The 25,612-nt window shown below is 70.6% G+C and carries 20 protein-coding genes and 1 tRNA gene; 4 read left to right on the forward strand and 17 right to left on the reverse strand.

Going from position 1 to position 25,612, the window contains the following annotated elements:
• Positions 1-571: 571 nt before the first annotated feature.
• Positions 572-644: transfer RNA gene (locus VMI11_02905), tRNA-Lys, on the reverse strand.
• A 188-nt stretch (positions 645-832) separates the two neighbouring features.
• On the opposite strand from VMI11_02905, the gene VMI11_02910 reads away from it, so the two are divergent.
• Complete coding sequence (locus VMI11_02910; GenBank protein HTY71354.1) at positions 833-1,153, forward strand: EthD family reductase; 321 nt, start codon at positions 833-835, stop codon at positions 1,151-1,153.
• Here VMI11_02910 and VMI11_02915 read toward each other — a convergent pair.
• From VMI11_02915 to VMI11_02930, 4 genes are all read right to left on the reverse strand, one after another.
• Positions 1,150-1,944 (reverse strand): alpha/beta hydrolase, encoded by a 795-nt coding sequence (locus tag VMI11_02915; protein HTY71355.1) that lies wholly within the window; start codon positions 1,942-1,944, stop codon positions 1,150-1,152. The genes VMI11_02910 and VMI11_02915 overlap by 4 nt on opposite strands.
• A 140-nt stretch (positions 1,945-2,084) precedes the next feature.
• Complete coding sequence (gene katG, locus VMI11_02920; GenBank protein HTY71356.1) at positions 2,085-4,259, reverse strand: catalase/peroxidase HPI; 2,175 nt, start codon at positions 4,257-4,259, stop codon at positions 2,085-2,087.
• A 64-nt stretch (positions 4,260-4,323) separates the two neighbouring features.
• The gene (locus VMI11_02925; GenBank protein ID HTY71357.1) at positions 4,324-4,749 is read right to left on the reverse strand and encodes a Fur family transcriptional regulator; all 426 of its coding nucleotides are present in this window, start codon (positions 4,747-4,749) and stop codon (positions 4,324-4,326) included.
• 71 nt (positions 4,750-4,820) lie between these two features.
• On the reverse strand, positions 4,821-5,741 hold the full coding sequence (locus VMI11_02930) for an alkaline phosphatase family protein (GenBank protein HTY71358.1): 921 nt from the start codon (positions 5,739-5,741) through the stop codon (positions 4,821-4,823).
• 241 nt (positions 5,742-5,982) lie between these two features.
• Here VMI11_02930 and VMI11_02935 point away from each other — a divergent pair, with 241 nt between their 5' ends.
• Positions 5,983-6,678 carry an SRPBCC family protein gene (locus VMI11_02935; protein ID HTY71359.1) on the forward strand — a complete coding sequence of 232 codons (696 nt, stop codon included), beginning with the start codon at positions 5,983-5,985 and terminating at the stop codon, positions 6,676-6,678.
• Here VMI11_02935 and VMI11_02940 read toward each other — a convergent pair.
• The 9 genes from VMI11_02940 to acsA all read right to left on the reverse strand — a co-directional run bounded on the left by VMI11_02940 (position 6,668) and on the right by acsA (position 17,693).
• Positions 6,668-7,477: an ABC transporter permease gene (locus VMI11_02940; GenBank protein ID HTY71360.1), complete on the reverse strand. Its 810-nt coding sequence runs from the start codon at positions 7,475-7,477 to the stop codon at positions 6,668-6,670. The two genes, VMI11_02935 and VMI11_02940, sit on opposite strands and share 11 nt — an antisense overlap.
• On the reverse strand, positions 7,434-8,372 hold the full coding sequence (locus VMI11_02945) for an ABC transporter ATP-binding protein (GenBank protein ID HTY71361.1): 939 nt from the start codon (positions 8,370-8,372) through the stop codon (positions 7,434-7,436). The genes VMI11_02940 and VMI11_02945 overlap by 44 nt, the downstream gene beginning before the upstream one ends.
• A 2-nt stretch (positions 8,373-8,374) precedes the next feature.
• Positions 8,375-9,844, reverse strand: a complete 1,470-nt coding sequence (locus VMI11_02950; GenBank protein HTY71362.1) for a DUF2252 domain-containing protein — start codon at positions 9,842-9,844, stop codon at positions 8,375-8,377.
• A gap of 94 nt (positions 9,845-9,938) precedes the next feature.
• On the reverse strand, positions 9,939-12,239 hold the full coding sequence (gene ppsA, locus VMI11_02955) for a phosphoenolpyruvate synthase (GenBank protein ID HTY71363.1): 2,301 nt from the start codon (positions 12,237-12,239) through the stop codon (positions 9,939-9,941).
• Positions 12,240-12,256: 17 nt separating this feature from the next.
• Positions 12,257-12,508 carry an acyl carrier protein gene (locus VMI11_02960; GenBank protein ID HTY71364.1) on the reverse strand — a complete coding sequence of 84 codons (252 nt, stop codon included), beginning with the start codon at positions 12,506-12,508 and terminating at the stop codon, positions 12,257-12,259.
• Positions 12,505-13,932, reverse strand: coding sequence for a 2-oxo acid dehydrogenase subunit E2 (locus VMI11_02965; protein ID HTY71365.1), 1,428 nt, complete (start codon positions 13,930-13,932; stop codon positions 12,505-12,507). The genes VMI11_02960 and VMI11_02965 overlap by 4 nt, the downstream gene beginning before the upstream one ends.
• Entirely contained in the window at positions 13,925-14,917 is a 993-nt protein-coding gene (locus VMI11_02970) for an alpha-ketoacid dehydrogenase subunit beta (protein HTY71366.1), read from the reverse strand. The genes VMI11_02965 and VMI11_02970 overlap by 8 nt, the downstream gene beginning before the upstream one ends.
• On the reverse strand, positions 14,914-15,882 hold the full coding sequence (gene pdhA / locus VMI11_02975) for a pyruvate dehydrogenase (acetyl-transferring) E1 component subunit alpha (GenBank protein HTY71367.1): 969 nt from the start codon (positions 15,880-15,882) through the stop codon (positions 14,914-14,916). The genes VMI11_02970 and pdhA overlap by 4 nt, the downstream gene beginning before the upstream one ends.
• Positions 15,879-17,693: an acetate--CoA ligase gene (gene acsA, locus VMI11_02980; GenBank protein ID HTY71368.1), complete on the reverse strand. Its 1,815-nt coding sequence runs from the start codon at positions 17,691-17,693 to the stop codon at positions 15,879-15,881. Before acsA ends, pdhA begins: the two co-directional genes overlap by 4 nt.
• A 147-nt stretch (positions 17,694-17,840) precedes the next feature.
• Between acsA and VMI11_02985 the strand changes: the two genes are divergently transcribed.
• Positions 17,841-19,535: a SulP family inorganic anion transporter gene (locus VMI11_02985; protein HTY71369.1), complete on the forward strand. Its 1,695-nt coding sequence runs from the start codon at positions 17,841-17,843 to the stop codon at positions 19,533-19,535.
• A 48-nt stretch (positions 19,536-19,583) separates the two neighbouring features.
• Here the strand turns inward: VMI11_02985 and VMI11_02990 are convergent, their stop codons facing one another.
• From VMI11_02990 to VMI11_03000, 3 genes are all read right to left on the reverse strand, one after another.
• Positions 19,584-21,371 (reverse strand): EAL domain-containing protein, encoded by a 1,788-nt coding sequence (locus VMI11_02990; GenBank protein HTY71370.1) that lies wholly within the window; start codon positions 21,369-21,371, stop codon positions 19,584-19,586.
• 146 nt (positions 21,372-21,517) lie between these two features.
• Entirely contained in the window at positions 21,518-21,970 is a 453-nt protein-coding gene (gene aroQ / locus VMI11_02995; protein ID HTY71371.1) for a type II 3-dehydroquinate dehydratase, read from the reverse strand.
• Between the two features lie 57 nt (positions 21,971-22,027).
• On the reverse strand, positions 22,028-23,788 hold the full coding sequence (locus VMI11_03000; protein HTY71372.1) for a heparinase II/III family protein: 1,761 nt from the start codon (positions 23,786-23,788) through the stop codon (positions 22,028-22,030).
• Between the two features lie 271 nt (positions 23,789-24,059).
• On the opposite strand from VMI11_03000, the gene VMI11_03005 reads away from it, so the two are divergent.
• On the forward strand, positions 24,060-25,612 hold a 1,553-nt coding region (locus VMI11_03005), incomplete at its 3' end, for a hypothetical protein (protein HTY71373.1).

Raw genomic sequence — 25,612 nt, forward strand, 5'->3', positions numbered from 1 at the left:
GAAGGGTGGGGACTCTTAGTTGGCCACCAGCGGGGACCGCAACATGGCCATTGACAGTCGTCCAGTACATACGCCTCGGATGGGTGCCCCCACCAAGGCTGTAGGACGTCGGATCGACCGCGTGTGACTCCACCAAAGCAAGAAGACGCTCGCGGGTCAGTGTCGGAATCGGGAGTACCCGAATAGCGATCTCCACTACACGTGCGTTGGCCGCGATCTTCTGCGGACCAACCGCTGTCTCCCATGCTTCGAAGGCGACGAAGAGCTCGAGGTGATCGCCGTCCGGCCCTTCGGTGCCCGCGAGTTCAGCCCAGAGCCCGCCGCACGCTCGGAAGAAGTCCACTGTGGAGTCGAGGCCCTGCAACAGTCTCGAAGCCTGCATCTCCAGTCTCCGCGATGCCTCGGACCCGCGCCTGTCACATGCCGATCATGCCTGACTACTCGCCCTAGATTGGCCGGTTATTGCGCTCGGCACGGTAACCGCCCAGCCGGGGGCGTTCGACCGACAGTGATCTTGTCCCACTTGTGTCCACCCGGAGAGGGGATCTGCTTTCCTCCCAGGTCACATCAGTGGGCCGCCTGGGGATCGAACCCAGAACCCGCGGATTAAAAGTCCGCTGCTCTGCCAGTTGAGCTAACGGCCCGGGGCCCCGCCGACCAGGGCGGTCCGAGTGGCGCCATGGTATGCGCCGCGGTGCCGGTACGTGTTCAACGACAGGAGACCCACTCGCAGCCCCCCCGCGGCCCGACCGCGAACGGGCTGCCTAGGCTCGTTCCGACGGATGCGGGTCGCGACTTCGCAGGTGTGACGGACGGAAGGCTTGGGAGAGCGATGATCAAGCGGCTGACGGCCTGGCGCGTGCGCCCCGGCCTGGACCTGAACCAGGCGATCGCCCGGTGGTCGAGCACCAGACATGTCGAACTGGTCCTCGCGGTGCCCGGCGTCCTCCGCTACGCGCAGGACCGCTGCGTGCCAGGCCCGGACGGCAGCGGGCCTCCCTACGCCGGGATGGGGGAGATCTGGTTCGAGAGCATGGCGACGGCGACAGCTGCAGTCGCGACACCGGAGTGGCAGAAGGTGCTCACCGACGCCGCCACGTTCATGGACATGAGCACCGTCGTGGCGGCGTACGCCGAGGTGCAGCGCGCCTAGTCCGCCGCCCCGAGCCGACCCGCGTCGAGCGCGGTGACGAAGTCCGCGATGAGCGGCGCCGTGACGTCGCTTTGCCAGAACGTCTGAAGGTGGCCGAAGCCGGGCAGCGACTCGCCCTTCGCACCCGGCGTACGGGCGACCGCTGCCTCGAGATCGTCGGTCGGGCACTCCTCGCTGCCGGCCACGAACAGCGTCGGTACGTCGACGCGCGGCAGGTCCACCCAGAGCCGCCCGACATCCCGCGCCCACGCCTCGAGCAGGAGGGCGAACATCTCGGTCGGGGTCTCGGCGAGGTTGGCGAGCAACCACGTGGGAGCGGGTACGTCCTCCTGCTCCCCCACCTCGTCGAGGAGCGCGCGGATGCCGACGACCCGCAGGTGTGCTGCGAGGTCGAGGCTGTCGGCAGGGTCCTCATCGGGCTCGGGGACGCAGCCGAGGGTGACCAGGCCGGACCACCGATCGGGCGCCTTGGCCAGAGCGGCGAGGCCGACGACCCCGCCCGAGGAGTACCCCACGAACACGGCCCGGTCGACGCCGGCGTGGTCGAGGACGGCCAGCACGTCGTCGACGTACTCGTCGAGCCGGTGCGCCTCGAGCCCGGTCGGGCAGTCGCTACGGCCGTGACCGCGGTGGTCCAGCACGAGGTGGCGATGAGCCGGCAGGGCGGCCGGGTAGCCGGCGATCTCCCACATCCGCCCGTCACCGCCGCCCCCGGTGTGCCACAGCACGGGCACGCCGTCCCCGGAGTCGGTGTAGTGGAGGCGTACGCCCTCCCGTACCACGAGCGTCATCGCGCCTCGCCTCCGCTCGGACGGCCGAGCCCAGTGTGGCGCGTCGGGGCGGCGATCCGGCTCTTCACTCGCGTCCGGACGAGCAACGGGGCGCCGCGCGCGTCCGGTGGTCCCGGACCGCGCGGCGCCCCGTTGGCCGACTATGCGACGTCGAAGCGGTCCAGATCCATGACCTTGCTCCACGCGGCGACGAAGTCGTGCACGAACTTCTCCTGCGAGTCGGCGCATGCGTAGACCTCCGCGATGGCCCGCAGCTGGGAGTTCGAGCCGAACACCAGGTCGACCCGGCTGCCCCTCCATCGCGCCTGGCCGTTCACACGGTCCTTGCCCACGAACGTCTCCTCGGAGTCATCCGTCGGCTCCCACGTCGTGCCCATGTCGAGCAGGTTGACGAAGAAGTCGTTGGTCAACGTCCCAGGCCGAGTCGTGAGCACGCCGAGGTCGGAGCCGTCGTAGTTGGCGTTCAGGGCACGCAGGCCGCCGATGAGAACGGTCAGCTCAGGTGCTGTCAGCGTCAGCAGCTCAGCCCGGTCGACGAGCAGGTGCTCAGCCGGTCGGCTGTGCCCCTTCCCGAGGTAGTTGCGGAAGCCGTCGGCCGTGGGCTCGAGCACCGCGAAAGACTCCACGTCCGTCTGCTCCTGCGCTGCGTCGGTACGTCCGGGAGTGAAAGGCACCTGTACGTCGTACCCGGCGCTCCTGGCCGCCTGCTCGACGGCGGCGCAGCCGCCGAGCACGATCACATCGGCGAGCGAGACCTGCTTGCCGCCGGCGTGGGCGCTGTTGAACTCCCGCTGGACGGCCTCGAGGGTGCGCAGCACCTGGGCGAGCTGGGCGGGGTTGTTGACCTCCCAGTCGTTCTGCGGAGCCAGGCGGATGCGCGCCCCGTTCGCCCCACCACGCTTGTCCGTTCCGCGGAAGGTCGAGGCCGACGCCCACGCCGTGGACACCAGCTGGGAGACCGTGAGCCCGCTCGCCAGAATTCTGCTCTTCAGCGAGGCGATCTCCTCCGGCCCGACCAGCTCGTAGGTCACCGCCGGCACCGGGTCCTGCCAGATCAAGGGCTCCGACGGCACGAGCGGGCCGAGGTAGCGAGTGATCGGTCCCATGTCGCGGTGGGTCAACTTGAACCAGGCCTTGGCGAACGCGTCCGCGAGTTCGTCCGGGTGCTCATAGAACCTGCGCGAGATCGGTTCGTAGATCGGGTCCATCCGCAGCGACAGGTCCGTCGTGAGCATGACGGGCGTACGTCGCTTCGACGGGTCGTGCGGATCCGGGACGGTGCCGTGGGCAGCGGGGTCCGTCGGGATCCACTGCCACGCGCCGGCCGGGCTCTTGGTGAGCTCCCACTCGTATCGGAAGAGGGTCTCGAAGAAGCTGTTGTCCCACGTCGTCGGCGTGGGCGTCCACGCCCCCTCGAGGCCACTGGTGATGGCGTCGTCACCCATCCCTGTGCCGAAGCTGTTACGCCAGCCCAGGCCCATCTCCTGCAACGGCGCCGCCTCGGGCTCCGGCCCGACGTTCGCCGGGTCGCCGGCGCCGTGCGTCTTGCCGAACGTGTGGCCGCCGGCGATCAGCGCGACGGTCTCCTCGTCGTTCATGGCCATCCGGCGGAACGTCTCGCGGATGTCGCGCGCAGCGGCGAGCGGATCCGGCTTGCCGTTCGGGCCCTCCGGGTTGACGTAGATCAGGCCCATCTGGACGGCGGCGAGCGGGTTCGCCAGGTCGCGGTCGCCGCTGTAGCGCTTGTCCCCGAGCCAGCTGTCTTCGTTGCCCCAGTTGACCTCGGTGGGCTCCCAGACGTCCTCGCGGCCGCCGCCGAAGCCGTACGTCGTGAAGCCCATCGACTCCAGCGCGCAGTTGCCCGCGAAGACCATAAGGTCGGCCCAGGAGATCTTGCGGCCGTACTTCTGCTTGACCGGCCAGAGCACCCGGCGTGCCTTGTCGAGGTTTCCGTTGTCCGGCCAGCTGTTGAGCGGGGCGAAGCGCTGCTCCCCGGAACCCGCGCCGCCGCGGCCGTCGTTGATGCGGTACGTCCCCGCGCTGTGCCACGCCATCCGGATGAACAGCGGGCCGTAGTGGCCGTAGTCGGCCGGCCACCACTCCTGCGAGGTCGTCATGACGGCCTCGATGTCCTTCTTGACCTCGGCCAGGTCGAGGGTCTTGAACTCCTCGGCGTAGTCGAAGTCCTCGCCCATCGGGTTGCCCGCGGGGGGGTTCTGGTGCAGCACCTTCAGATCCAGCTGGTTCGGCCACCAGTCACGGTTGGACCGGGTCTCCGCCGCCTGCCTGGCGGAGCCGTTGCTCTCCTCGGCCATCCTGTCCTTCTCCTTCGGTTTCAGCGCGGGCTGTTGCGTCCCTGTGCGGTGGTTCGACGTTGGTTCATGCTGGTGATTTGGCGGTGCACTCCGGGCAGCGGCCCCAGTAGACGACCTCCGCCTCGTCGATCTCGTACCCCAAGGCGTCGACGGGCGTGAGGCAGGGAGCGGTCCCCACGGCGCAGTCGACGTCGGCCATACGGCCGCACTCTCGGCAGATCACGTGGTGATGGTTGTCGCTGACCCGGGCCTCGAAGCGAGCGGGCGACCCCGCCGGCTCGATCCGGCGGACCAGGCCCACGTCCACGAGGGCGCCGAGCGCGTCGTAGACCGCCTGCAGCGAGATCGCGCCGACCTCCGTCCGCACCGCTTCGGCCACGACGTCCGCCGTGGCGTGCGGCTCGGTCGAGACGGCACGGAGCACGGCGAGGCGCTGAGCGGTGACCCGCAGGCCGCGTTCGCGCAGCAGATCCGCCTGGCTCGGGTGCACCCTCCTGACCCTACTAGAGTGGAACCGATCAAGGAATAGAGTCCTTAGTCACTGCCACGTGACGTGCGGGATCAGAGGTGGAACGCCGCTCGCATCGAGGTGGCGGCGGCCGCGGCGCCCAGATGCCCGGGCAGCCCGAGCAGCTCCTCCGTGGTGCGCAGCAGCGAGTAGTGGCTGAAGAACGTCGCCGACCGCGTGCCCGGTCGTGTCGACGCGGCCGCGACGACCGCCGCGACACGGCAGCTGCCGTCAGCGCTCGTCGAGCACGTCTCACCGGCGTACCCGCCGACCCCCTCGTCGTAGGTCACGACGACAGCCATCGTCCCTGCCTGGTACTGCGGGGACGCGACGATCATGGGCAGCCAGCTGCGCAGCCACCGTTCCGGTGCGGCGTTGCTGCAGTCGTGCCCGTCGTCGCACAGGCTCGGCACGACGAGCGCGAAGCTCGGGACCGTACCGGCGCGGAGGGAGTCCGCGAACGGCCCCGCTGCCACCGACCCCAGCGGCAGATCGCGGGCGAGGCACTGCGAGCGGAGGTCAGGGAAGTAGACAGCCGGGTTGTGCTTGGGCGCGTACGGGTAGCTGATCGTCTGCTGGCAGGGGCTTCGCATGTCCTGCTCGTAGCTGGCCCAGCTGAGGTGCGCGGCCACCAGCTGGGAGAACAGCGTCGCCCGCGACTGTGGGCAGGCGGACGGCGCGCAGTCCGCCGTCACCCCGCCGGTGGACCCCGAGACGGCGGCGAGGTAGTTCGGCAGGGAGGGGTGGGAGACGGCGTGCATGTCGGTCGCGAGACCGCAGGCTCGGGCAAGACTGTTCAAGGTCGGCATCGACGCCGACCCCACCACCTGCCCGTAGCTGCGGTTCTCCAGCACGATCCAGACGACCGAGCTGTACGTCCCCGGGCCGACCGCTCGCGTCCCGCACGGGTGGGCGAGCGTCGGCGCGTACTCGCCAGCGCCAACAGGACTCGACGCTGACGCTGATGCCACCACCGGTGTCGAGCCTCCCGAGGACGATGGCCCCGCCGTCGTCGTCACAGGCGTCGTCGACGGGGACGACGTCGACGACTCCCCAGCCGGAGAACACGCGGAGAGCAGGGCTGCGGCTACCGGCACTGCGGCGGCGATCCACCGGTGGATCCGACGGGACAGGCGGGGCACGGCAGGAGCGTGGTCGCGTCCCCTGTGAGTCGCCTGGGACCCTAGGAGAAGAGCCCGCGACGGGAGGACGGCGATGAGTGCTCGAGCGATGGGACTGTGTGCCGCTGCCGTGCTCGGTCTGGCGACGGCGGCCTCCGTCGGCTACCTGGCCGTAGGGCGCAAGCCGTGCCTGACCTGGGGAGCCAGCGACGAGGACGTGCGGCGCTCGATGCCTGGCGACGACCTCATGCCGCAACCAGATCTCGTGGCTACGCGAGCGATCCGCATCGCCGCGCCTGCCAGTGACGTCTACCCGTGGCTGGTGCAGATGGGCAGCGGCAAGGGCGGTGTCTACACCTACGACTGGATCGAGAACCTCTTCGGGCTGAACATGCACAGCGTCGACGAGATCCTTCCGCAGTTCCAGGACCGTCAGGTCGGCGACGTCGAACAGCTCGGGAAGACCGGCCCGCGCCTTCGGATCGAGGTTCTCCGTCCCGACGAGGCGATGGTGATGGCCTCGGAGGACGGCAACTGGGTCTGGGCGTTCGGGCTGTACGCCGCCGACGACGGCTCGACGACACTCGTCAGCCGCAACCGCATCAAGACACCCGGGGCGTCACCCCTGGCTCGGGCGTTCTCCACGCTCGTCATGGAGCCGGGCAGCCTCGTGATGGAGCGGAAGATGCTGCTGGGCATCAGGCAACGTGCCGAGCGGCTGGCACGAGAGCGTTCCCCGCGGGAAGGCGCGAGCGTGACCTTACCGGCAGGGCCGGCGCCTACGCCGTGATGTCGCGCCGGTTGAAGGCGAGCACAGAGAGCCCGAAGAACACCACGCTCGTCGCGAGCAGCAAGGCGAGGTAGCCCACGGACAGCCCGTTTCGCAGCGGGTCGTTGCCGAAGGCCCACTGGAAGGGCGTGACCCTCAGCCAGGGCCGCAGCCCGTGCACCAGAGGCCCCAGCGAGTAGAGCACGAAGGCGGCGATCGCGAGCGTCACCGCCGTCCCGACCGCGATACTGCGCTTCCCCGACCAGGCTCCCACGAGCAACCCGACCCCGGCGTAGACCCACCCGAGCAGCACCGACGACAGGGAGGCGACCGCGAGGCCGCCCCCACCGACATCGGACATCCCCGCCGCGTGCACTCCCACGAGCAGGACCAGCCACAGGAGGAGGCCGAGGACGAGCATGTCGCTGAGCAAGGCGACCAGCTTCTCCAGGAGCACCCGGCTGCGGGTGATCGGAAGGGTCAGCAGGAGATCCGCCGTCCCCCGCTCCTCCTCCAGAGCCGTCGCACCCGAGCCGAAGCTCGTGCCGACCGCGATGAACACGAGCGGGATCGTGAAGCTGAAGAGCTCGGCGCCGATGAAGCCCGGGCCCGACGTGTAGTCGCTCATCCGGAACATCGTCTTCAACGCCTCGGGAAGGCTGTTCACGAACTGGCCAGCACCCGCTGCCGTGCTGCGCACGCTCGGGTACACGCTCAGCTCCATCGCCGACAGAGCGGCCAACCCCGCCGACCAACCGAGCAGGGCACGCCAGTGGTCACGCCACGTCTTGACGGTCAACGCCGGCAGCAGCGCCACCACCTCCCCCCACGTATCCGAGGAAGATCTCCTCGAGGTCGGGCTCGTGGCTGACGACGTTGACGACACCCTGGGCCACGGCTTCGGCGAGCAGCTGCGTCACATGGCCGGTCACTGCGCAGGTCACCACGTTGCCCCGAGCCGTCGCCTCGGTGACTCCCGGGATGGCGGCGAACACTGACGCCTCGGCCGGCCGGCCGAGGTCGAGGTCGAGGCGGCGGACCGCCCGCTCCTTGAGGGCGTCGATGCGCTCGACGACGACGAGGTGGCCGTCGACGACGATGCCGACACGGTCGGCCAGCTGTTCGACTTCCGCCAGGATGTGCGAGGACAGGAACACCGACGCCCCTCGCCCCGTCGTCTCACGCACGATTTCCTGGAAGACCAGCTGCACCAACGGATCCAGGCCAGACGTCGGTTCGTCGAGGACGAGCAGCTTGGGGTCGTGCATGAAGGCCTGCAGCACTCCGAGCTTCTGCTTGTTGCCCTTCGAGAGGTCGCGGATGTGCCGTCCCAGGTCGAGATCGAGCCGCTCGGCGAGCGCGGCCACGCGACCCTTGGGCACGCCGCCACGCATCCGGCCCATGAAGTCGACGAACTCGTGGGCGCGCATGTTCTCGTACATGGCGAGGTCCCCCGGCAGGTACCCCACCTGGTGGCGGACCTCGGCGCCTGCTGCACGGAAGTCTCTGCCCAGGATCGTTGCGCCACCACGAGTCGGACGGAGCAGGCCCAGCAGCAGCCGGATCGTCGTCGTCTTGCCGGCGCCGTTCGGCCCGAGGAAGCCGAAAACCTCGCCTCGACGTACCTCCATGTCGAGGTCCTCGATGCCCCGTTGCGGACCGTAGTACTTGGTGAGCCGCTCCGTTCGCACCACCGCGTCGGAGTCCGACGGCACGCTCACACCCCTGTCTGGGCGGTGACGCGCCCCGAGGCGACCGCCGCCTTCAGCGCCTCGTAGTCCTTCTCGTTGAGGTCCGCGTATGCCGTCGCGAAGTCGGCGATCGCTTGGTCGAAGGCGTCCGACGAGCCGAGGTACGCCGCGATCGCGGTCCGGTCGCCCGACCGCGCGTGGGCCCTCGCCAGCGTCCACCCGCAGACCTGGCCATAGAGGGTCATCCCCCTGGGGACCATCTGCTCGAGGGGTAGCGAACCCTTCCAGTCGCGCAGCTGGCGCACGTAGTAGTCGCGCTCCACGCCGTCGACGCCCACCGCACGTTGCCAGCCCAGGAAGATGTCCGAGCTCGCCTGCATGAGGTGCTGGCCCGCAACGACTCGCGCACCATGGTTGGCGTACGAGCTCGCGCCGACGTAGGCCTCGAGCACCGAGGACTGCGCCTCCTTCGCCTGCAGCAGGAGAGGGTCGCCGTCATCGATGCCCTGCAGCAGCATCACCCACGCCCGGGTTCCGACGCTTCCGACCCCGACCACCTTGCGGGCCATGTCCACCAGCCGGAACTGCTCGAGCAGGTGGCGCCGGTCGGTCTGCAGCGTCCGCCGGTACGAGCGAAGCAGCGAGCGCAACTGCACGAAGAGCTCGTTCGCGTCCTGCTCCGGCAGCAACTCCTGGACGGGGACCACGAGCGGAGGCTGACTGCGGATGCGCACCTTGCCATCGACCACCGTGGTGAGCTTCTTGAACGCCTGCATGCTGTCGTGCGTGCGTGCCTTGGCGAGCATCTCCTCGGTGAGCCTCGCGCGATCGGGCTGCAAGGTCGGGAGCAGACCTCGCAGCTCGCGGTCGACATCCAGCTGGGCGTACCAGACGACGAGGTTCGGCTGTCGCGCGAACAATCGCATGGTCTCCCGGTAGGCGAGCGCGCTCGCGAGGACGACGGCACGTCGCTGCTTGCGGCTGAACCCCTGCTCCCGAGCCGCGATCTCGAGGCTGGCGGCGAGCCGTTTGACGTCCCACTCGAAGGGTCCTGGCAGGGTCTCATCGAAGTCGTTGACGTCGAAGACCATGTTGCGCTCGGGGGTGCCGAAAACGCCGAAGTTGCTGACGTGGGCATCGCCGCACAGTTGGGTCCGCAGGCCTGAGTTCGGCAGGCCGGAGAGATCTGACGCCATGAGCAGCGCCGCCCCCCGGTAGAACGCGAACGGGGACATCAGCATGCGCCCGTAGCGGATCGGGATCAGCTCCGGGACCCGAGTGGCCGCCTGCTGCTCGAGGAGGCCGAGCGGGTCGGGTCGCGGGTCCGGTGGCGAGAGCTGGGCGAGGGAGGCCAGCGGCACGGAGGTGCGGGCCGCCCGTCCGCGCCGTTGTCGGTCCTCTCGGCTGGGGTGTGGCAGGACCGGCAGTCCCTTCGACGTGCCCGCTCCGGTCTCCGCGACGACCTCGGCGTCCAGCCGTGCGAGTTCGTGCTTCATAGCGTCAGCCTCGTCGATCGCGCCGACCGTGTCCGCCGAACCGCCAGATCGCCTCTCGCGGCAGGCGCGTCGCCCGGCAGATGCGTCCGCCCACTCAGGACACCCGCCCCCGGGCGGCTTCGAGGAGCAGCCGGCGCTCCGCGCTCGCGATCGAGCGACGGGTACGCGCGACCGCGTCCGGCGTGACCGAGATCGAGGTGATCCCGAAGCGCACCAGCTGCTCGGCGAACTCGGGGCGGTTGGACGGCGCCTGACCGCACAGCGACGACGTGATCCCGGCCGCGCGGCTCGCCGCGATGATGCGCTCGATCGCGTCGAGGACGGCGGCGTCGGACTCGTCGAACAGCGGGGCGCACGACTCCGAGTCACGGTCCACCCCGAGCATGAGCTGGGTGAGGTCGTTGGAGCCGATCGAGACCCCGTCGATGCCCACGCCCACGTATTCCGGGATGCGGTAGACGACCGACGGGACCTCCGCCATCACCCAGCGGTGCAGACCGCGCTGCTTGCCGAGCCGGCTCGCGTCGACCAGCTCGAGGCAGGCCTCCAGCTCCCAGAGGGTGCGCACGAACGGAATCATCAGGTGCAGGTTGGGCGTCTCCTCGCGCACCCGCGCCAGTGCCTCGAGCTCGAGGGCGAACAGCTCCGGCTCGCGGACGTAGCGGTAGCAGCCCCGGTACCCGATCATCGGGTTCTGCTCCACCCCCTCGAAGCGGTCGCCGCCCTCCAGGCCGCGGAACTCGTTGGTGCGGAAGTCGATCGTGCGGTAGATGACCGGTCGCGGCTCGAACGCTCGCGTGATCTGCAGCAGCGAGTCGGCCATGCGCGCGATGAACTGCTCACCGCCCTCCCGCTCGACGAGAGCGCGCGGGTGGACGCCTTCCAGCGCCTGGGTCAGCAGGAACTCGGCCCGCAGCAGGCCGACGCCGTCGACGGGGAGGGCGGCGACCTCCTCGGCGTGCTCGGCGACGGCCAGGTTGACGTACAGCTTGGTCGCGAGCGGCTCCGGTTCGCCGGTCGGCGGCGCGGGGGCACCCCGCTCGGCGGCCTGGGCGACCGGTTGCGGAGATGCCGGCAGCTCGACGATCCCGGCCAGGACCCGGCCCGCCGTCGCATCGACGGTGACCAGGTCTCCGTCGTGCAGGACGGTGGTCGCCTCGCGCGTGCCAACGACGCACGGCACCCGCAGCTCCCTTGCGACGATCGCCGCGTGGCACGTCATCCCGCCGCCGTCTGTGACCAGCGCGGAGGCACGGCGGATGACCGGGACCCAGTCCGGGCTGGTCATCGGCGCAACGAGGATCTCGCCGACCTGCAGGGCGCCTCCCTCGGCGGGTGAGTGCAGCACCCGGGCGACCCCCGAGGCAAGGCCCGGCGAGGCCGCGAGGCCACGGACCAGGACGACGGGTTCGCCGGTCACCGCCACCCCCGGGGCAGCCGGGGCCATCCCCAGCGTGGTGATCGGCCGCGACTGCACGAGGAAGAGCTCGCTGCCGGCGTACGCCCACTCGGCGTCCTCCGGCTGCCCGAAGTGCTGCTCGATCCGCAGGCCCACCCGGGCCAGCTCGAGGACCTGCTCGTCACTGAGGACCCGCGTCTCCGCCTGGTCGGCGGGCAGCTCCACCGTTGTGTCGCCGCCGTCCGGACCACGGACGACCTCGAACGCCTTGTGCCCCACGCGGACCGACAGCACCCGCAGCGTCTTCTTGTCCACGACGTAGGTGTCCGGCTCGACCTCGCCGCCCACGACGACCTCGCCGAGGCCGAAGGCGCCCTCGACGACCAGGTGCCCGGTGTCTCCGGTGGAGGGGTCGACGGTGAACAGGACGCCGGACCGGTCGGCGTCGACCATGCGCTGCACGACGACCGCGAGGGCGGGCTCGCTGTCGACCGCGCGGCTGGTGCGGTAGGCGACGACCCGGGGGCCGTACAGCGAGGCCCAGCAGTCGCGCACGCGCGCGAGGAGGTCCTCGTCGCCCGCCACGTCGGTGAACGTCGAGTTCATGCCCGCGAAGGAGGTCTCCGCTGTGTCCTCCGAGGTCGCCGAGGACCGGACCGCGACCCGGGTGCCCTCGCCGAGGTCGTGGTAGGCCACCAGCAGGTCCTTGCGCAGCGGCTCGGGCACCGCCACCGCGCGGACGATCTCCTGCACCGCGGCGCAGACCGCCTCGAGCTGCGCGGGGTCGTCGGCGTCGGCACCGGCGAGCCGGCGACGTACGTCCTCCCGCACCCCCGCGTCGTCCAGCGCGCCCAGGAACGCCTGGGCGGTGACGACGAACCCGGGCGGGACCGGCAGACCGGCACGCATCAGCTCGCCGAGCCCGGCGGCCTTGCCGCCCACCTGTGCCACGTCGCCGCGGCCTACGTCGTGCAGGTCAACGATCTGGGGGAACATCACGTCACCTCGGTGTCTCAAGGGGTCGGCGAGTGGGCGACCAGGTATCCGGTCAGGGCGGACAGGCTGCGGACGCGGCCGTAGTCCGCGTCCGGGATGTCCACGCCCGTCTCGGCGGCGAGGGCGACCACCAGGTTGAGGAAGTCCATGGAGTCGAGGTCGATCTCGGTGCGCAGGTCCGCATCCGGGTCGAGCAGGTCGAGGTCGGCCTCGGGGGCGATGACCGCGAGCTGGGCGAGGACGGCGTCTCGGGCCTCAGTGGTGTTCACAGCGCCTCCGGGTGGGTGAGGGCCTCGGCGACCGCGGCCAGGTACAGGCCGCCGCGGTGGCCGTCGGTGACCCGGTGGTCGGCGGCCAGGGTGACCGTGACGACCGGGCGGACGGTGAGCATGCCCTCGACGGCCCAGGGCCGTTCGACGATGCGGCCGAAGCCGACGAGGGCCACCTGCGGGGGGTAGATCACCCCGTGGACGAGCTCCGCGCCCTGGTCGCCGAGGTTGGTCACGGTCAGTGTCGGATCGGCCATCTCGGAGCCCCGCAGCCGACCGGCGCGAGCTCGCGCGACGAGGTCCTTGAGCGCGTCCATGAGCTCCTCGATGCCCATCTGGTCCGCGTCGTGGATCGCGGGGGCGACGAGGCCGCCGCCACGCAACGACACGGCGACGCCGAGGTGCACGTGCTCGCTTCGCCGGAACGCGCCGTCGACGTAGAAGCCGTTGACCTCGGGCACCGCACGTACGGCGACCGCGGAGGCCTTGAGCAGGAGGGCCGCCGGCAGGATGCGCTCGGTAGAGGGCCGCCCGGTGTTGCGCTCCTCGAGCCAGGTCACGGCGGGGGTGACGTCGAGGGTGCTCTGCAGGTAGTAGTGCGGGATCTCCCGCTTCGAGCGGGCCATCAGCGCGCCGATCGCCGCGCGCATGGCGGCGGCGCGCTCGGCGGGGGTCCCGGCCGGCTCAGCGGCACGCCCGGCCGGTGTCGTGACCTCGGGAGAGACGGTCGGGGCCTGGGCGTGCGCCGCCGAGGCCGGCCGGGCCTTGCGCCGGCGCGCCTTCGGAGCGAGCGCCGCGGCCTCCACGTCGGCGACCGTGACCGCCCCACCTGGTCCGCTGCCGTGCAGCCCGGCCACGTCGACGCCGAGCTGGGCGGCCCGCCGCCGCGCGTAGGGCGAGACACGTCCGCGCGCGGCAGCGGGTACTCGCGCCGCCGGGACCGCTGCCGGCTGGGAAGGCTCCGCGGGCACGGCGGCGACCGCAGGCTCCGGAACTGGCGACGGGCTGACGGCCGGTTCGGTCGTCGGCGCCGTGGTCTCGTGGACGGCGGCACGCTCGACGTCGGCGCGGGTGACCGCTCCGGACGGTCCGCTCCCCGTCACCGTCGTCAGGTCGACACCGAGCTCGTGGGCCAGGTGGCGCAGCACCGGTGAGACGCCCGGCGGCTCCACGCGAGGGCCCGCCTCGGTGAGGTCGCCGATGGTCGCGAGCGGCGTACCGACCGGGACTGTCGTGCCCGGCTCCACCAGCAGCGCCTCCACCCGCCCGTCGGTGAAGACCTCGACGTCGATGGCGGACTTGGCCGTGTCCACCACCGCGACGACGTCGCCGTGGTGGACGACGTCACCGGGGTGGACCAGCCACTCCAGCAGCGTCCCCTCGGACATGTCCGCGCCGAGGGAGGGCATGCAGAACTCAGCCATCGGCGCTCACCAGGTCGCGGGCCGCCGCGACGACCCGGTCGACGTTGGGCAGCGCGGCGTGTTCGAGGTGAGCCGGGTACGGGATGGGCACCTCGACCGCGCACACGCGGCCGACCGGTGCGTCGAGGTCGTAGAAGCACTGCTCGCCGATGCGCGCGGCGACCTCCGCGGACAGTCCGACAGTGCGCCATCCCTCGTCCACGACGAGCGCGCGATGGGTGCGGAGCACTGAATCGCGGACCGTCTGGTCGTCGAGCGGGCGCAGCGTGCGCAGGTCGACCACCTCGGCGTCGATCCCGTCGGCCGCCAGCGCGTCCGCCGCGTCCAGGCACACCGGCAGGCTCCCGCCGTAGGTGACGACGGTGACGTCGCGCCCCTCACGCCGTACGGCCGCCCGGTCGATGTCCACGGCACCGGCGTCGGACGCGATCTCGCCGGCGACGTTGTAGAGCGAGCCGTGCTCGAACACGATGACCGGGTCGGGGTCCTGAAGAGCGGTCCACAGCATCCCGCGTGCGTCCTCCATGGTGGCCGGTGCGACCACGCGCAGCCCGGGCACGTGCGCGTACCAGCCCTCCAGGGAGTGGCTGTGCTGGGCGGCCAGCTGGCGCCCGCCTCCCGTGGTCATCCGGATGACGAGTGGGACGTTGAGCTGGCCACCGCTCATGTGCAGCAGGGCGGCAGCGGTGTTGACGATCTGGTCCATCGCGAGCATCGAGAAGTTGACCGTCATCACCTCGACGATCGGCCGCATACCGCCGAGAGCGGCCCCGATGCCGGCGCCGACGAAGGCCGACTCCGAGAGCGGGGCGTCGCGGATGCGCTCCTCCCCGAACTCCTCGAGCAGCCCGAGACTCACCCCGAAGCCGCCGCCGTAGCGTCCGACGTCCTCCCCCATGAGGAACACCCGGGGGTCGCGTCGCATGGCGTCACGGATGGCCTCGCGAACCGCCTCGCGGTAGGTGGTCTTGACCTTCTCGGTCATGTCCGGACCCCCTCGCTCGTGACGAAGCGGGTGAGGTCGTCTACCGGCTCGTCGGCGCCGGCCTCGGCGAAGGCGACGGCGTGGTCGACCTCCGCCGTGACCTCCGCGTCGATGCCGGCGAGGGTGTCGTCGTCGGCCTCGCCATCCGCGCGCAGCCGCTCCGAGAGCAGCAGGAGCGGGTCCCGCTCCCGCCAGTGCTCGATCTCGGTCTTCTCGCGGTAGCGGTCCGGGTCGTACATCGAGTGCGCACGGAAGCGGTACGTCTTCGCCTCGAGGAACACCGGGCCCACGCCGTCGCGGACCAGCTCGACGGCGCGGTGTGCGGCGTCCCACACCGCGAGGACGTCCATGCCGTCACAGGTCCACGCGGGGATCTCGTAGGAGGACGCCTTGATCGCGAGGTTGGTCTCCGACTCCGATCGGTCCAGCGCGGTACCCATCGCGTAGAGGTTGTTCTCGCAGAGGAAGAGCACCGGCAACTTCCACAAAGCCGCGAGGTTCATCGACTCGTGGAACTCACCCTCGGCCATCGCGCCCTCGCCGAAGAAGCACAGCGTCACGCGGTCGCGGCCGGCCATCTTGTCGGCCAGGCCGAGCCCGACGGCGAGCGGCAGCCCGCCGCCGACGATCGCGTTGCCGCCGTAGAACCGGGAGGGCGCGTGGAACAGGTGCATCGACCCGCCCCGACCGCGGCAGACGCCCTCGACCTTGCCGTACATCTCGGCCATCACGGCGTCCATCGGCACCCCACGGGCCAGTGCGTGACCGTGGTCGCGATAGGTCGCCACCACGGCGTCGTCCTCGCTCAGGTGCGGCAGCACGCCGACGGCCACCGCCTCCTCCCCGATGTAGAGGTGCACGAAGCCACGGATCTTCGTGGCGCTGTACAGCTCGACGCAGCGCTCCTCGAAGCGCCGGATGCGCAGCATCTGCCGGTAGAGCTCGAGGCGGTCGGGGCCGCTCATGGCGTGCCTCCCGTCGTGGCGGGTACCTCGGCCCCACCCTCGAGGGAGGAGATGTCGCCCTCGGGCAGGCCGAGCTCGCGCGCCTTGAGCAGCCGCCGCATGATCTTGCCGCTGCGCGTGTGCGGCAGGTGGTCGTCGAAGGCGATCTCGCGCGGGGCCACCGCGGGCCCGAGCCGCTTGCGCGCCAGGGCGGAGAGCTCAAGACGCAACCCTTCGCCCGGTGTGAAGCCCGGACGCAGCGTGACGAACGCCTTCACCGCCTCGCCGGCGACCGGGTCCGGTACGCCGATGACGGCCGCCTCGGCCACACCCGGGTGCTCGAGGAGGACGTTCTCCACCTCGAAGGGTCCGATGAGGTGGCCGGAGGACTTGATGACGTCGTCGCCGCGGCCGATGAACCACCACCAGCCCTCGGCGTCCCTGCGGGCAAGGTCACCGGAGAGGTACCACGACCCGACGAACGCCTTGCGGTAGCGGTCCTCGTCACCCAGGTAGGCCCGCATGAGGGACGGCCAGGGTGAGCGGAGCGCGAGCTCACCCTCCACGTCCGGCTGCGTGACGAACTCGGGTTCGCCGTCCGCGGCGACGATCGCGTGCCCCTCCGCATCCCGGCGGACCAGCTGGGCCTCGATCCCGGGGACCGGGCGTCCCATGGAGCCCGGCAGGATCGGCTCGGCGGCGAAGTTCGCCAGCATGATCGAGCCGGTCTCGGTCTGCCACCACGTGTCGTGGATCGGGCGGCCCAGGACCCGTTGGCCCCAGACGACCACCTCGGGGTTGAGTGGCTCGCCGACGCTCGCCACGTGTCGGAGCACCGACAGGTCGTGGCGGCGCGCCGGCTCCTCGCCGGCGCGCATCAGCATCCGCAGGGCGGTGGGAGCGGTGTAGAAGACGGTGACGCGCTGCTCCTGGAGGATCGCGTACCAGCGCTCGGCGTCGAACTCCAGCTCGTCGACGACGCAGGTGACGCCGCAGGTCAGCGGCGCGATGACGCCGTACGCCGTCCCGGTCACCCAGCCAGGGTCGGCCGTGCACCAGTAGACGTCGTCGTCGTGCAGGTCGAGGACCGAGCGGGCGGACGCATGCTGGGCGACGACCGCCTCGTGCACGTGCACCGCCCCCTTGGGGGTCCCGGTGGTGCCGCTGGTGAAGTGCACGAGCGCGACCGTCTCGGGGTCCGTGGCCTCGATCGTGAAGTCCGTCGCCGCCTCGCCCATCAGCCGGGCCAGCGGGTGCACCCCCGGGCCGCTCACCGCGTCCGCTCCCGGACCGGCCAGCAGGACGTAGCGCAGGTCGGGCAGGTCGTCGCGCAGCGCCTCGACCTTGCGCCGGTAGAGGGACGGCGTGGTCACCAGCACGCTGCCGTGCCCCAGGTGGAGCCGCTGGCGGACCGGTTCGGGACCGAAGGCGGAGAACAGGGGAGAGAACGCGCAGCAGGCCTTGAGGCTGCCGAGCACGGCGACGTAGAGCTCGGGGATGCGACCGGACAGGCCGAACACGATCTCGCCGGGTCGCACGCCGAGATGGCGAAGGACGTTCGCGAAACGGTCGGTCTGCTCGGCGAGGTCGGCGTACGTCAACTCGCGGTCGACGCCCTCCGCCCCGAGGAAGCGAAGCGCGACGTGGTCACCGCGACCGTGTGCGAGGTGGCGGTCCACCGCCTCGTGGGCCATGTTGAGGCCGCCGGAGGGCAGCCCGTCGAGCGCCTCGCGCGCGCCGGCCCACGTGAAAGCGGCCCGCGCGGCAGCGTAGTCGGGGAGGTTCGCGAGCCGTACCGCCTCGGGGTTCTTCCGGATCGTGGAGTAGGCCATCAGCCCTCCTCGCCAGGTCTGGACGCCATTCAACTCCGGCGCTGAACCCGTGAGTAGGTACGAAGGTCCCCCCGGAGAGGGATGTTGACCCGCTAGCGTCAGGACGAACACGAGCGGTCACTGGGGTGAACGGCAGGAGGACAGGGCATGGACGTACGGCCGTCGGAGCTGATCCCCGAATGGATGCGGGGATACGACCGGAGCTGGCTGTCGACCGACATGGTCGCGGGCGCCACCCTGGCCGCGGTCGCCATCCCCGAGACGATGGGTTACACCTCGATCGCGGAGACACCGGTCGTCACGGGCCTGTACACCGTCATCTTCCCGACGATCTTCTTCGCGCTCCTCGGTGCCTCCCGCCTGCTCGTTGTCGGCGCCGACTCCGCCACGGCGGCGATCCTGGCGGCGGGCTTGGGAGCAGCCGCGATCTCGGGGGCGACGCCCGGGTCGCAGCTGTGGCTCGCCTACACGAGCTTCATCGCGATCATCTGCGGCGTGCTGCTCGTCATCGCCCGCATCTTCCGGCTGGGCTTCCTGGGCGACTTCCTGTCCGCCTCGGTGCTCATCGGCTTCCTCACCGGCGTGGGCATCCAGGTGTTCAGCGGGCAGATCCCCTCGATGCTCGGCATCCCCAAGGGCACCGGCAACTGGCTCCAGCAGCAGTGGCACCTCATCACGAACCTCGACCACATCTCGTGGGCCACCGCGGCCTTCGCGGTCGCGACGCTGGTCATCATCCTGGGCTTCAAGAAGTTCCTGCCCAAGGTGCCCGGGGCGATCGTCGCGGTCGTCCTGCTCATCATCGTCTCGGCAGCGACCGACGCGAAGTCGCACGGGGTGGCCGTCGTGGGCTCGGTGAGCGGCGGCTTCCCGCCGATCGGGCTGCCTCAGGGGATCAGCATGAGCGAGCTCGCGGCCTGCTCCGCGATCGCCTTCTCCTGCTTCATCCTGATCATCGCCCAGAGCGCGGCCACCTCCCGCAGCTTCGCGATGAAGCACGGGCAGAACGTCGACGTGAACCGGGACATCGTGGGCTTGTCCGCGGCCAGCTTCGCCGCCGGGCTCAGCGGGACCTTCGTCGTCAACGGCAGCCCGACCAAGACGCAGATCCTCGACGAGCAGAAGGGCCGCACCCAGATCGCGAACCTCACCATGTCGGTGATCGTGCTGATGGTCGTCCTGTTCTTCACCTCGGTGCTCACCGACATGCCCAAGTCAGTGCTGGGCGCCATCGTGTTCCTCATCGGCATCGACCTGATCGACGTGGTGGGTCTGCGGCGCATCGCCCGGCGCCGACGCAGCGAGTACGTCATCGCTCTGGTCACCGCAGTCGTCGTGTGCGTCGTTGGCGTCGAGCAGGGGATCATCCTCGCCATCGTCGTCTCGATCCTCGAGGTGATCCGCCGCCTGTACAGCCCGAAGGACTTCGTCATCGCGGTGTCCGACGGAGGCGCGGAGACCTTCGAGTCGGCCAAGCCGGGCGCGCAGAGCGCTGCCGGCCTCGTCGTGTTCCGTTATGACGCGGACCTGTTCTACGCCAACGCCAACCGGTTCATCGACGACGTCGAGAAGCTGATCCAGCACGCACCCGACCCCGTGCGGTGGCTGATCCTCGACGCGGGCTCGATCGACGACATGGACTACTCGGCCGGAATCTCGGTGAGCGGACTGCTCGACTACCTCAAGGCCAAGAACATCACCTTCGCCATGGCCGGCGCAGATGCTTCGTTGGTCGAGACGCTGCGCCACTACGAACTGCTCGACCGCATCGGTGAGGACCATCTCTACGTCGACGTCGGCGACGCGGTCGAGGCCTTCCGGCGTGCGCCCGCATCGACTTGAGCGGGGAAGAGCCGGCAGGCCCCGTCTTCGCGGGACGACCCGGGATCCTCAGCGGCCCCCCAGCATCCCGCGGGCGGGACTGGCCGCCCGCTGACGAGGGATCGCCGCCATCGAGGCGCTCAGCCGGTCCGGCTCGCGCAGCAGCGTGCCCATCTGCTCGGCGGTGAGCGGTTCGGAGAAGAAGAAGCCCTGCATGCTGCTGCAGCCGAGAGCCATGAGCTCGCGGATCTGGGCCGCGTCCTCGACCCCCTCGGCGACGACCGAGACCTCCAGCGCGTGCGAGAGCTGAAGGATCGCCGACGTGATGACCCTGGCGGCGTCATCGCGACCCAGGCTCTCCACGAACGAGCGGTCGATCTTCAGGGTGTCCACCGGGAGACGGTGCAGGTAGGACAGCGAGGAGTACCCCGTGCCGAAGTCGTCCACCGACAGCTGCGCGCCGAGCGCCTTCAGCCGATCGATGACCACGCCCGGGGCCGCCCCGGTCATCACCGCGCTCTCGGTGACCTCGAGAGAGAGCACGTCGCCCGACAGGCCGTGCTTGTCGAGGGTGCGCGCCACCAGCGAGGGCAGGTCGACATGGGTGAGCTGCCGGGCCGACAGGTTCACGGCGAGACGGCCGCCGAGGCGGATCCCCTCCCGCTGCCACTCGGCCAGCTGCCGGCATGCCTCGTCGAGCACCCAGGCGCCGAGCTCGTAGATCAGCCCCGACTGCTCGGCGAGCGGGACGAACTCGTTGGGTTCGAGCAGTCCCCGATAGGGGTGCTGCCAGCGAACGAGTGCCTCCAGCCCGAGCATCCGGCCGGCGTCCACGTCCACGATCGGCTGGTAGTGAAGGGTCAGCTGGCCGGTCTCGATCGCCGTCTTGAGCTCGCGTTCGACGTCGACGCGAGCGACTGCCTGGCGGCGCATCTCGCGGTCGAACATGGCCACCCGGTTCCGGCCCAGCTCCTTCGCCTGGTACATGGCCACGTCGGCGTCCCGGACCAGTGCCACCGGGTCGATCCCGGGACCGCGCGCGACGGCGACGCCGACACTGGCCGTCACCTCGACCGTGTGCTCGCCGTCGGTGATCGGCTCGGCGGTGGCCACCACCATCCGCTGGCCGATGTTGACGGCGTCCTGCGCGTCGGGCAGCCCCTCGCAGAGCATCGCGAACTCGTCCCCGCCGAGCCTGGCCACGGTGTCCCCGGGTCGCAGCACCCTCTCCAGGCGCATGCCGACGGTGCGCAGCAACCGGTCGCCCCACTTGTGCCCGAGCGAGTCGTTGACCGCCTTGAAGTGGTCGAGGTCGAAGAACAGGACCGCGACCGACCCGTCGCTACGGCCGAGCTTGTTGAGCGCCACCTGCAGCCGGTCCATGAACAGGTCACGGTTGGCCAGGCCGGTCAGCTGGTCGTGCGTGGCCTGGTAGGTGAGGAGCTGACGCTGGACGTGCTGCTCGGTCACGTCCTGCATGACGCAGCCGACGCCGACGAGAGACCCGTCGGCGTCGCGCAGCGGGGCGAAGCTGGCCACGAGGTGGGCCGCGAAGTCGGGGTCGCCCGGGGCGGCCAGCTCAACGCCGTCGCGGGGCAGGCCGGACGCACGGACCTGGTCGAGGACGCGCAGGTACGCCGGTGCCACCGGCCCGAGGACGTCTTCGCACGACAACCCCCGGTGCTCGGCGACCGAGCGCCCCGAGAGCTGCGCGAATGCCCGGTTCACCAGCAGGAAGCGCCCGTCGAGGTCCCAGATGGCCAGCGGCACCGGGGCCGCGTCGAGCAGCGTCGCGAGGAGCCCGACCCGGTCGGGGGTCGCCGGTCGGGGTGGCTGGGCCTGCTCGTCCACTGCCATGCCAGACCTCCCCGTTGGTCAGTCCTTCGGCAGGATCCGTCTCTCCCGACCGTACGCGGACGGAGACGGTTTGACTACTTTGGGTGTCCAGACCAACACCCTACGTATACGCCGAACGAGTGACCGAATAGCCCGGACGAGCGTTGTCAGCGCCCGGAGCGCCAACCCTCGTCGATGCGGGCGACGCAGGCGCGCAGCGCGAGCTCGTACCCCAGGGTCCCGCACCCGCTGATGAACCCGGCGGTGACCGGGGCGATCACCGAGGTGTGCCGGAACTCCTCCCGCGCGTGGATGTTGGAGATGTGCACCTCGATGCACGGCACCTCGGCGGCGGCGACGGCGTCCCGCAGGGCGTAGCTGTAGTGGGAGTACCCGCCGGCGTTGAGGATCAGGCCGTGCATCGATCGAGCGCGGTGCACCTGCTCGACGAGCTCGCCCTCCCCGCTGCGCTGCACGCACTCCACGTCGACGCCGAGCTCGAGACCGAGGGCGACCACGCGGGCCTCGACCTCGCTGAGGGTCTCCGAGCCGTACGTCTCCGGCTCGCGCTGGCCGAGCAGGTCGAGGTTGGGCCCGTTGACGAGGAGGACCGAGGGCACGCCTCGCACGCTAGCGCGACGCGGCCCGGCGGGAGCTCCGACGCCCCGGACACGCGGTTAGAGCCGCCGAGCCGATGCGCGCACGTCGCCGAGGCGTACCGAGTAACGCCAGCCGCGGGCAGCTACGACAAACGTCCGCGTGCCCCCCACGGTGCGGATCTCGCTGATCCGTACCTGGACCCCGGTGTCCCCACCAGCGATCGGCACCAGCACCATCGTCAACCTGATCACCGCCGCCTTCACTGAGGCCTCCACCGTAGGAGACGGAACCGCGCGACGGCTTCGGTCACTGCGCCATCCGTCCAGAGACGGCTGAGTCCTGCCCTTCACCACGGAAAGAGTGGGATGATCTCCGACCCAGACGAGGACAGCGTTGGTGCCGGCACCCAGAGTGGTAACGCGATCCCGCGCCACCAGTGTGAGCCGGTCCTCACCGAGTTGCCACCGTTGCACCACATGGCGGGACACCGACTGGCTGATCTTGTCGTCCACGACGAGGAAGGGACCGCGCTTGACGTGCAGCACCGTGCGCCGGTCCTGGTAGCCGGAGAACACAGTGCTGCGCACTGTGGCGTAGTCGTACACCGCCGTCGACCCGTGGCCGAGCAGCGGGGTACGAACCGTTCGCCGGTAGGCCGCTCCCGGGATGTCGACGACATTCTGCGCCGCGGGGCTCTTCACGTACTTGCGATAGGGATCCGTCGGGCTGCCCCCGTACGTTCCGTCCCCCCAGAGCAGCTCGCGGCCCAAGGCATAAAACGTGACATCGGTGGCGTCATCTTGGCCATGGCTCGCCTCGGACCTGCTCTGCCCGAAGCGCAGGGTGAGAAGGGACGCGGAGGTCACCCGCGGCGCCCACGTCGAGCGTGAGAACAGATACCCCCGTCGATAGATGGCGAGGGTGCGGGTCGGCCGCGGACCCTGCGCGCCTCGGGTGACCGCGTATTCGTGTTCCGTTCCCCGGAGAGGGAAGACCCTCCAGAGCGGTTGGGAGTCCCCCAAACCGACGAGACGGCCGTCGGGGGTGGTCGCCTGAGCCAGGAATTCAGGCATGAGCCTGACCGGGGCAAGCTCCGAAGCTGCTGGCTGGCCACAGTCCTTGAGGCGGTGCGTCGCCTCGAGGTACCACCTGAAGTTCAGGTACTCGTACTTCGTCGACCCCTCGTCATCGACTCCCTGAGAATCGATGCTGCGCGCCGCGAGCGCTCGCAGCCGTAGGATCGCGAGGTCCCGCCAGTCCCGACGCCGGGCGTGGCAACCCAGGGCCAGCAGACCCATGTCCTGGTGGAGAGAGTGGTTGCCGACGCCGCGGTACTCTGCGGGGTCGCTCAGTGCTGCTGCATGCTCTTTCATCGCGTAGGTCAGCCACTTGGCCCCCCGCGCGACCTGGGCAGCGCACACGAGCTCGATCGCACGGAGACCGACGCCCATGTCAGACCAGGCCATCGGATCCTCGGACGCGCGTTCACTGTGCGGATTGGCCGACAGCCAAGTCCGCAGGAGAAACAGGTAGCGCCTTCGCATCCTCGACGACCCCGTCCGCACCGACTCGCGCCGCAGAACATCCAGCCAGCGCAGCGACTGATACTGATAAGCCCAGTTCGGGTCATGGAACGGGTTCTCATGCCAGGTTGGACGCTCTCGCAGCCGCACGCGCGCGAAGCCGGGCAGCCGCAACCAACCTGACATGATCTCCGCGGCCCGGTGGCTGTCGTCGCGCGAGCTGACGAACTGGCTACCCGTGCACTGAGGATCGGGGCGACCGTGGACGCCTGCCTGGCCAGCCGGCTGGATACCGGCCGCGAGGACCACGAGCACTGAGCCCAGGCTCCGGGCAACGTGCATCGACTTTCCCGCCTAGAGGACGCCCCAGCGGAGCCTACGCCCTAGCCGGTCCGATGGTCTGGGGATGTGCACCTCGATGCACGGGACCTCGGCGGCGGTCCGCAGGGCGTAGCTGTAGTGGGAGTACCCCCGCTGCGCTGCACACACTCCACGTCGACGCCGAGCTCGAGACTGCGGGCGCCCGGACGCCCCGGTCCGGGCGTGGTCGCTTGCACCGGCGTCACCGGGCTGATGGCATGCCCGTGTGGGCGGCGACCCCGATCGGCCGGCGACCCCAGCGGCACCGTCGGCGGGGTCGAGGCGGAGGGGTTCCAGGGCCGCCCTCGTCGGTGCCGTCGTCCTGGCACTGCTCTGGCTCGCCAACCAGCTGGGCGTCGCCGCCGGTGCGATCCCGGGCCGGCCCCTGCCCTGGCTGTGGCTGGCGGTGCCGCTGGCCGTGATCGGGCTCCGCGACCAGCGGCCGTGGCCCTGGCTGTCCCGGGCGTGCGACGCGGCGCGCCGGCTCTCACCGGCCCTGCTGGCGGTGGGGATCGTCGCCCTCGTGTCGCTCGTCTGGGCCCTCGCGCAGCGCGTGGACCCCTACTTCGGCCACGACGAGGCGGTGTACGCGACCAAGGCCAGGGCCCTGGCGGGCATCGCCCCGGCGTCTCAGTGGGAGATCTACCGCCCGCCACTCCTGCCTGTCCTGGGTGCACCAGTGACTGCCTTGGGCGGAGGCGTCCTCGCCCTGCGTCTGATCACCTTGGTCCTCGCGGTCGCGACCCTCGCCGTCCTCGCCTGGTCGGCCGGCGCCCGGGAGCACCCCCGGCGCGCCGCGGTCACGGTCCTGCTGTTCGTCTGCGGGTTCGCCTTCCTGCGCCGCCTGCCCGAGTTCCTCAACGACCTCGCCGCGGCGGGTCTGCTCCTCGCCGCCGCCGAGCTGGTCGTCCGCTCGCGCCGGCCGGGCCAGGCCCGGCTGCTCGTCGCCGCGTCGGGGCTGGCCGTCGTCGGGTTCTACCTGAGGTACGGAGTGCTCCTGGGGCTCGCCGCCATCGTCCTGGGCGCCGTGGCGGCGTTCGGCGTCAGGACCTGGGCCCGGCCGCTGCGCCCCACGCTGGTCGCCGCGGGCGTCTTCGTGCTCGGTCTCATGCCGCACCTGATCTGGGCGTGGGCCACCGTCGGCACCCCGTGGGGCGTCCTCACGGTCGCCGAGGGGGTCGCCGGCCGGACGTACCTCGGCCAGGGACTGCTCGAGTACGCCGTCTCGATCCCGTGGCTCTATGTCGGCGACGTCGGGGGCCTGGTGATGGCGGCCGGCGTCGTGGCCGGCTACCTCGGGCTGCGCGCCAGGGTCCGAGGCAGCGCCACCGAGGCCGACCTGCGCTCCGTCGTGCTCAGCGTGGCGGCAATCACCCAGGTCGTGGTGCTGGGCATCACCGCCCACGGAGAGGAACGTTTCGTCTTCTTCCCACTGATGGCGCTCCTCGTGGTCGGGGTCGACGCCATCGCGCGCTGGGCGGGAGCCTGGTCAGCGCCGGTTCTCCTCGTCGCGGCCTGCGCCGCCCTGCTGGGCATGCCCGCCACCTTGCACTGGATCGCTCACGTGAGCTTCAAGCAGGTCACCGACGAGCGTCGCTCGATCGCCTCGGCCGCCACGCACGTCCCTCGCTCGAACGGCTGCCTCGTGGTAACCGGCTACCGGCCGGAGATGGGCTGGGACACGCGGTGCGCGACGGTGACCCGGCTCGACTCGGTGCCGGCGGCCTTGCGAGCGGGGCGGGTCGTCACCGTGGTCCGCTTCAGCCACGGGCGCTACCA

Source organism: Actinomycetes bacterium, from assembly GCA_035506535.1.
Lineage (GTDB): Bacteria > Actinomycetota > Actinomycetes > DATJPE01 > DATJPE01 > DATJPE01.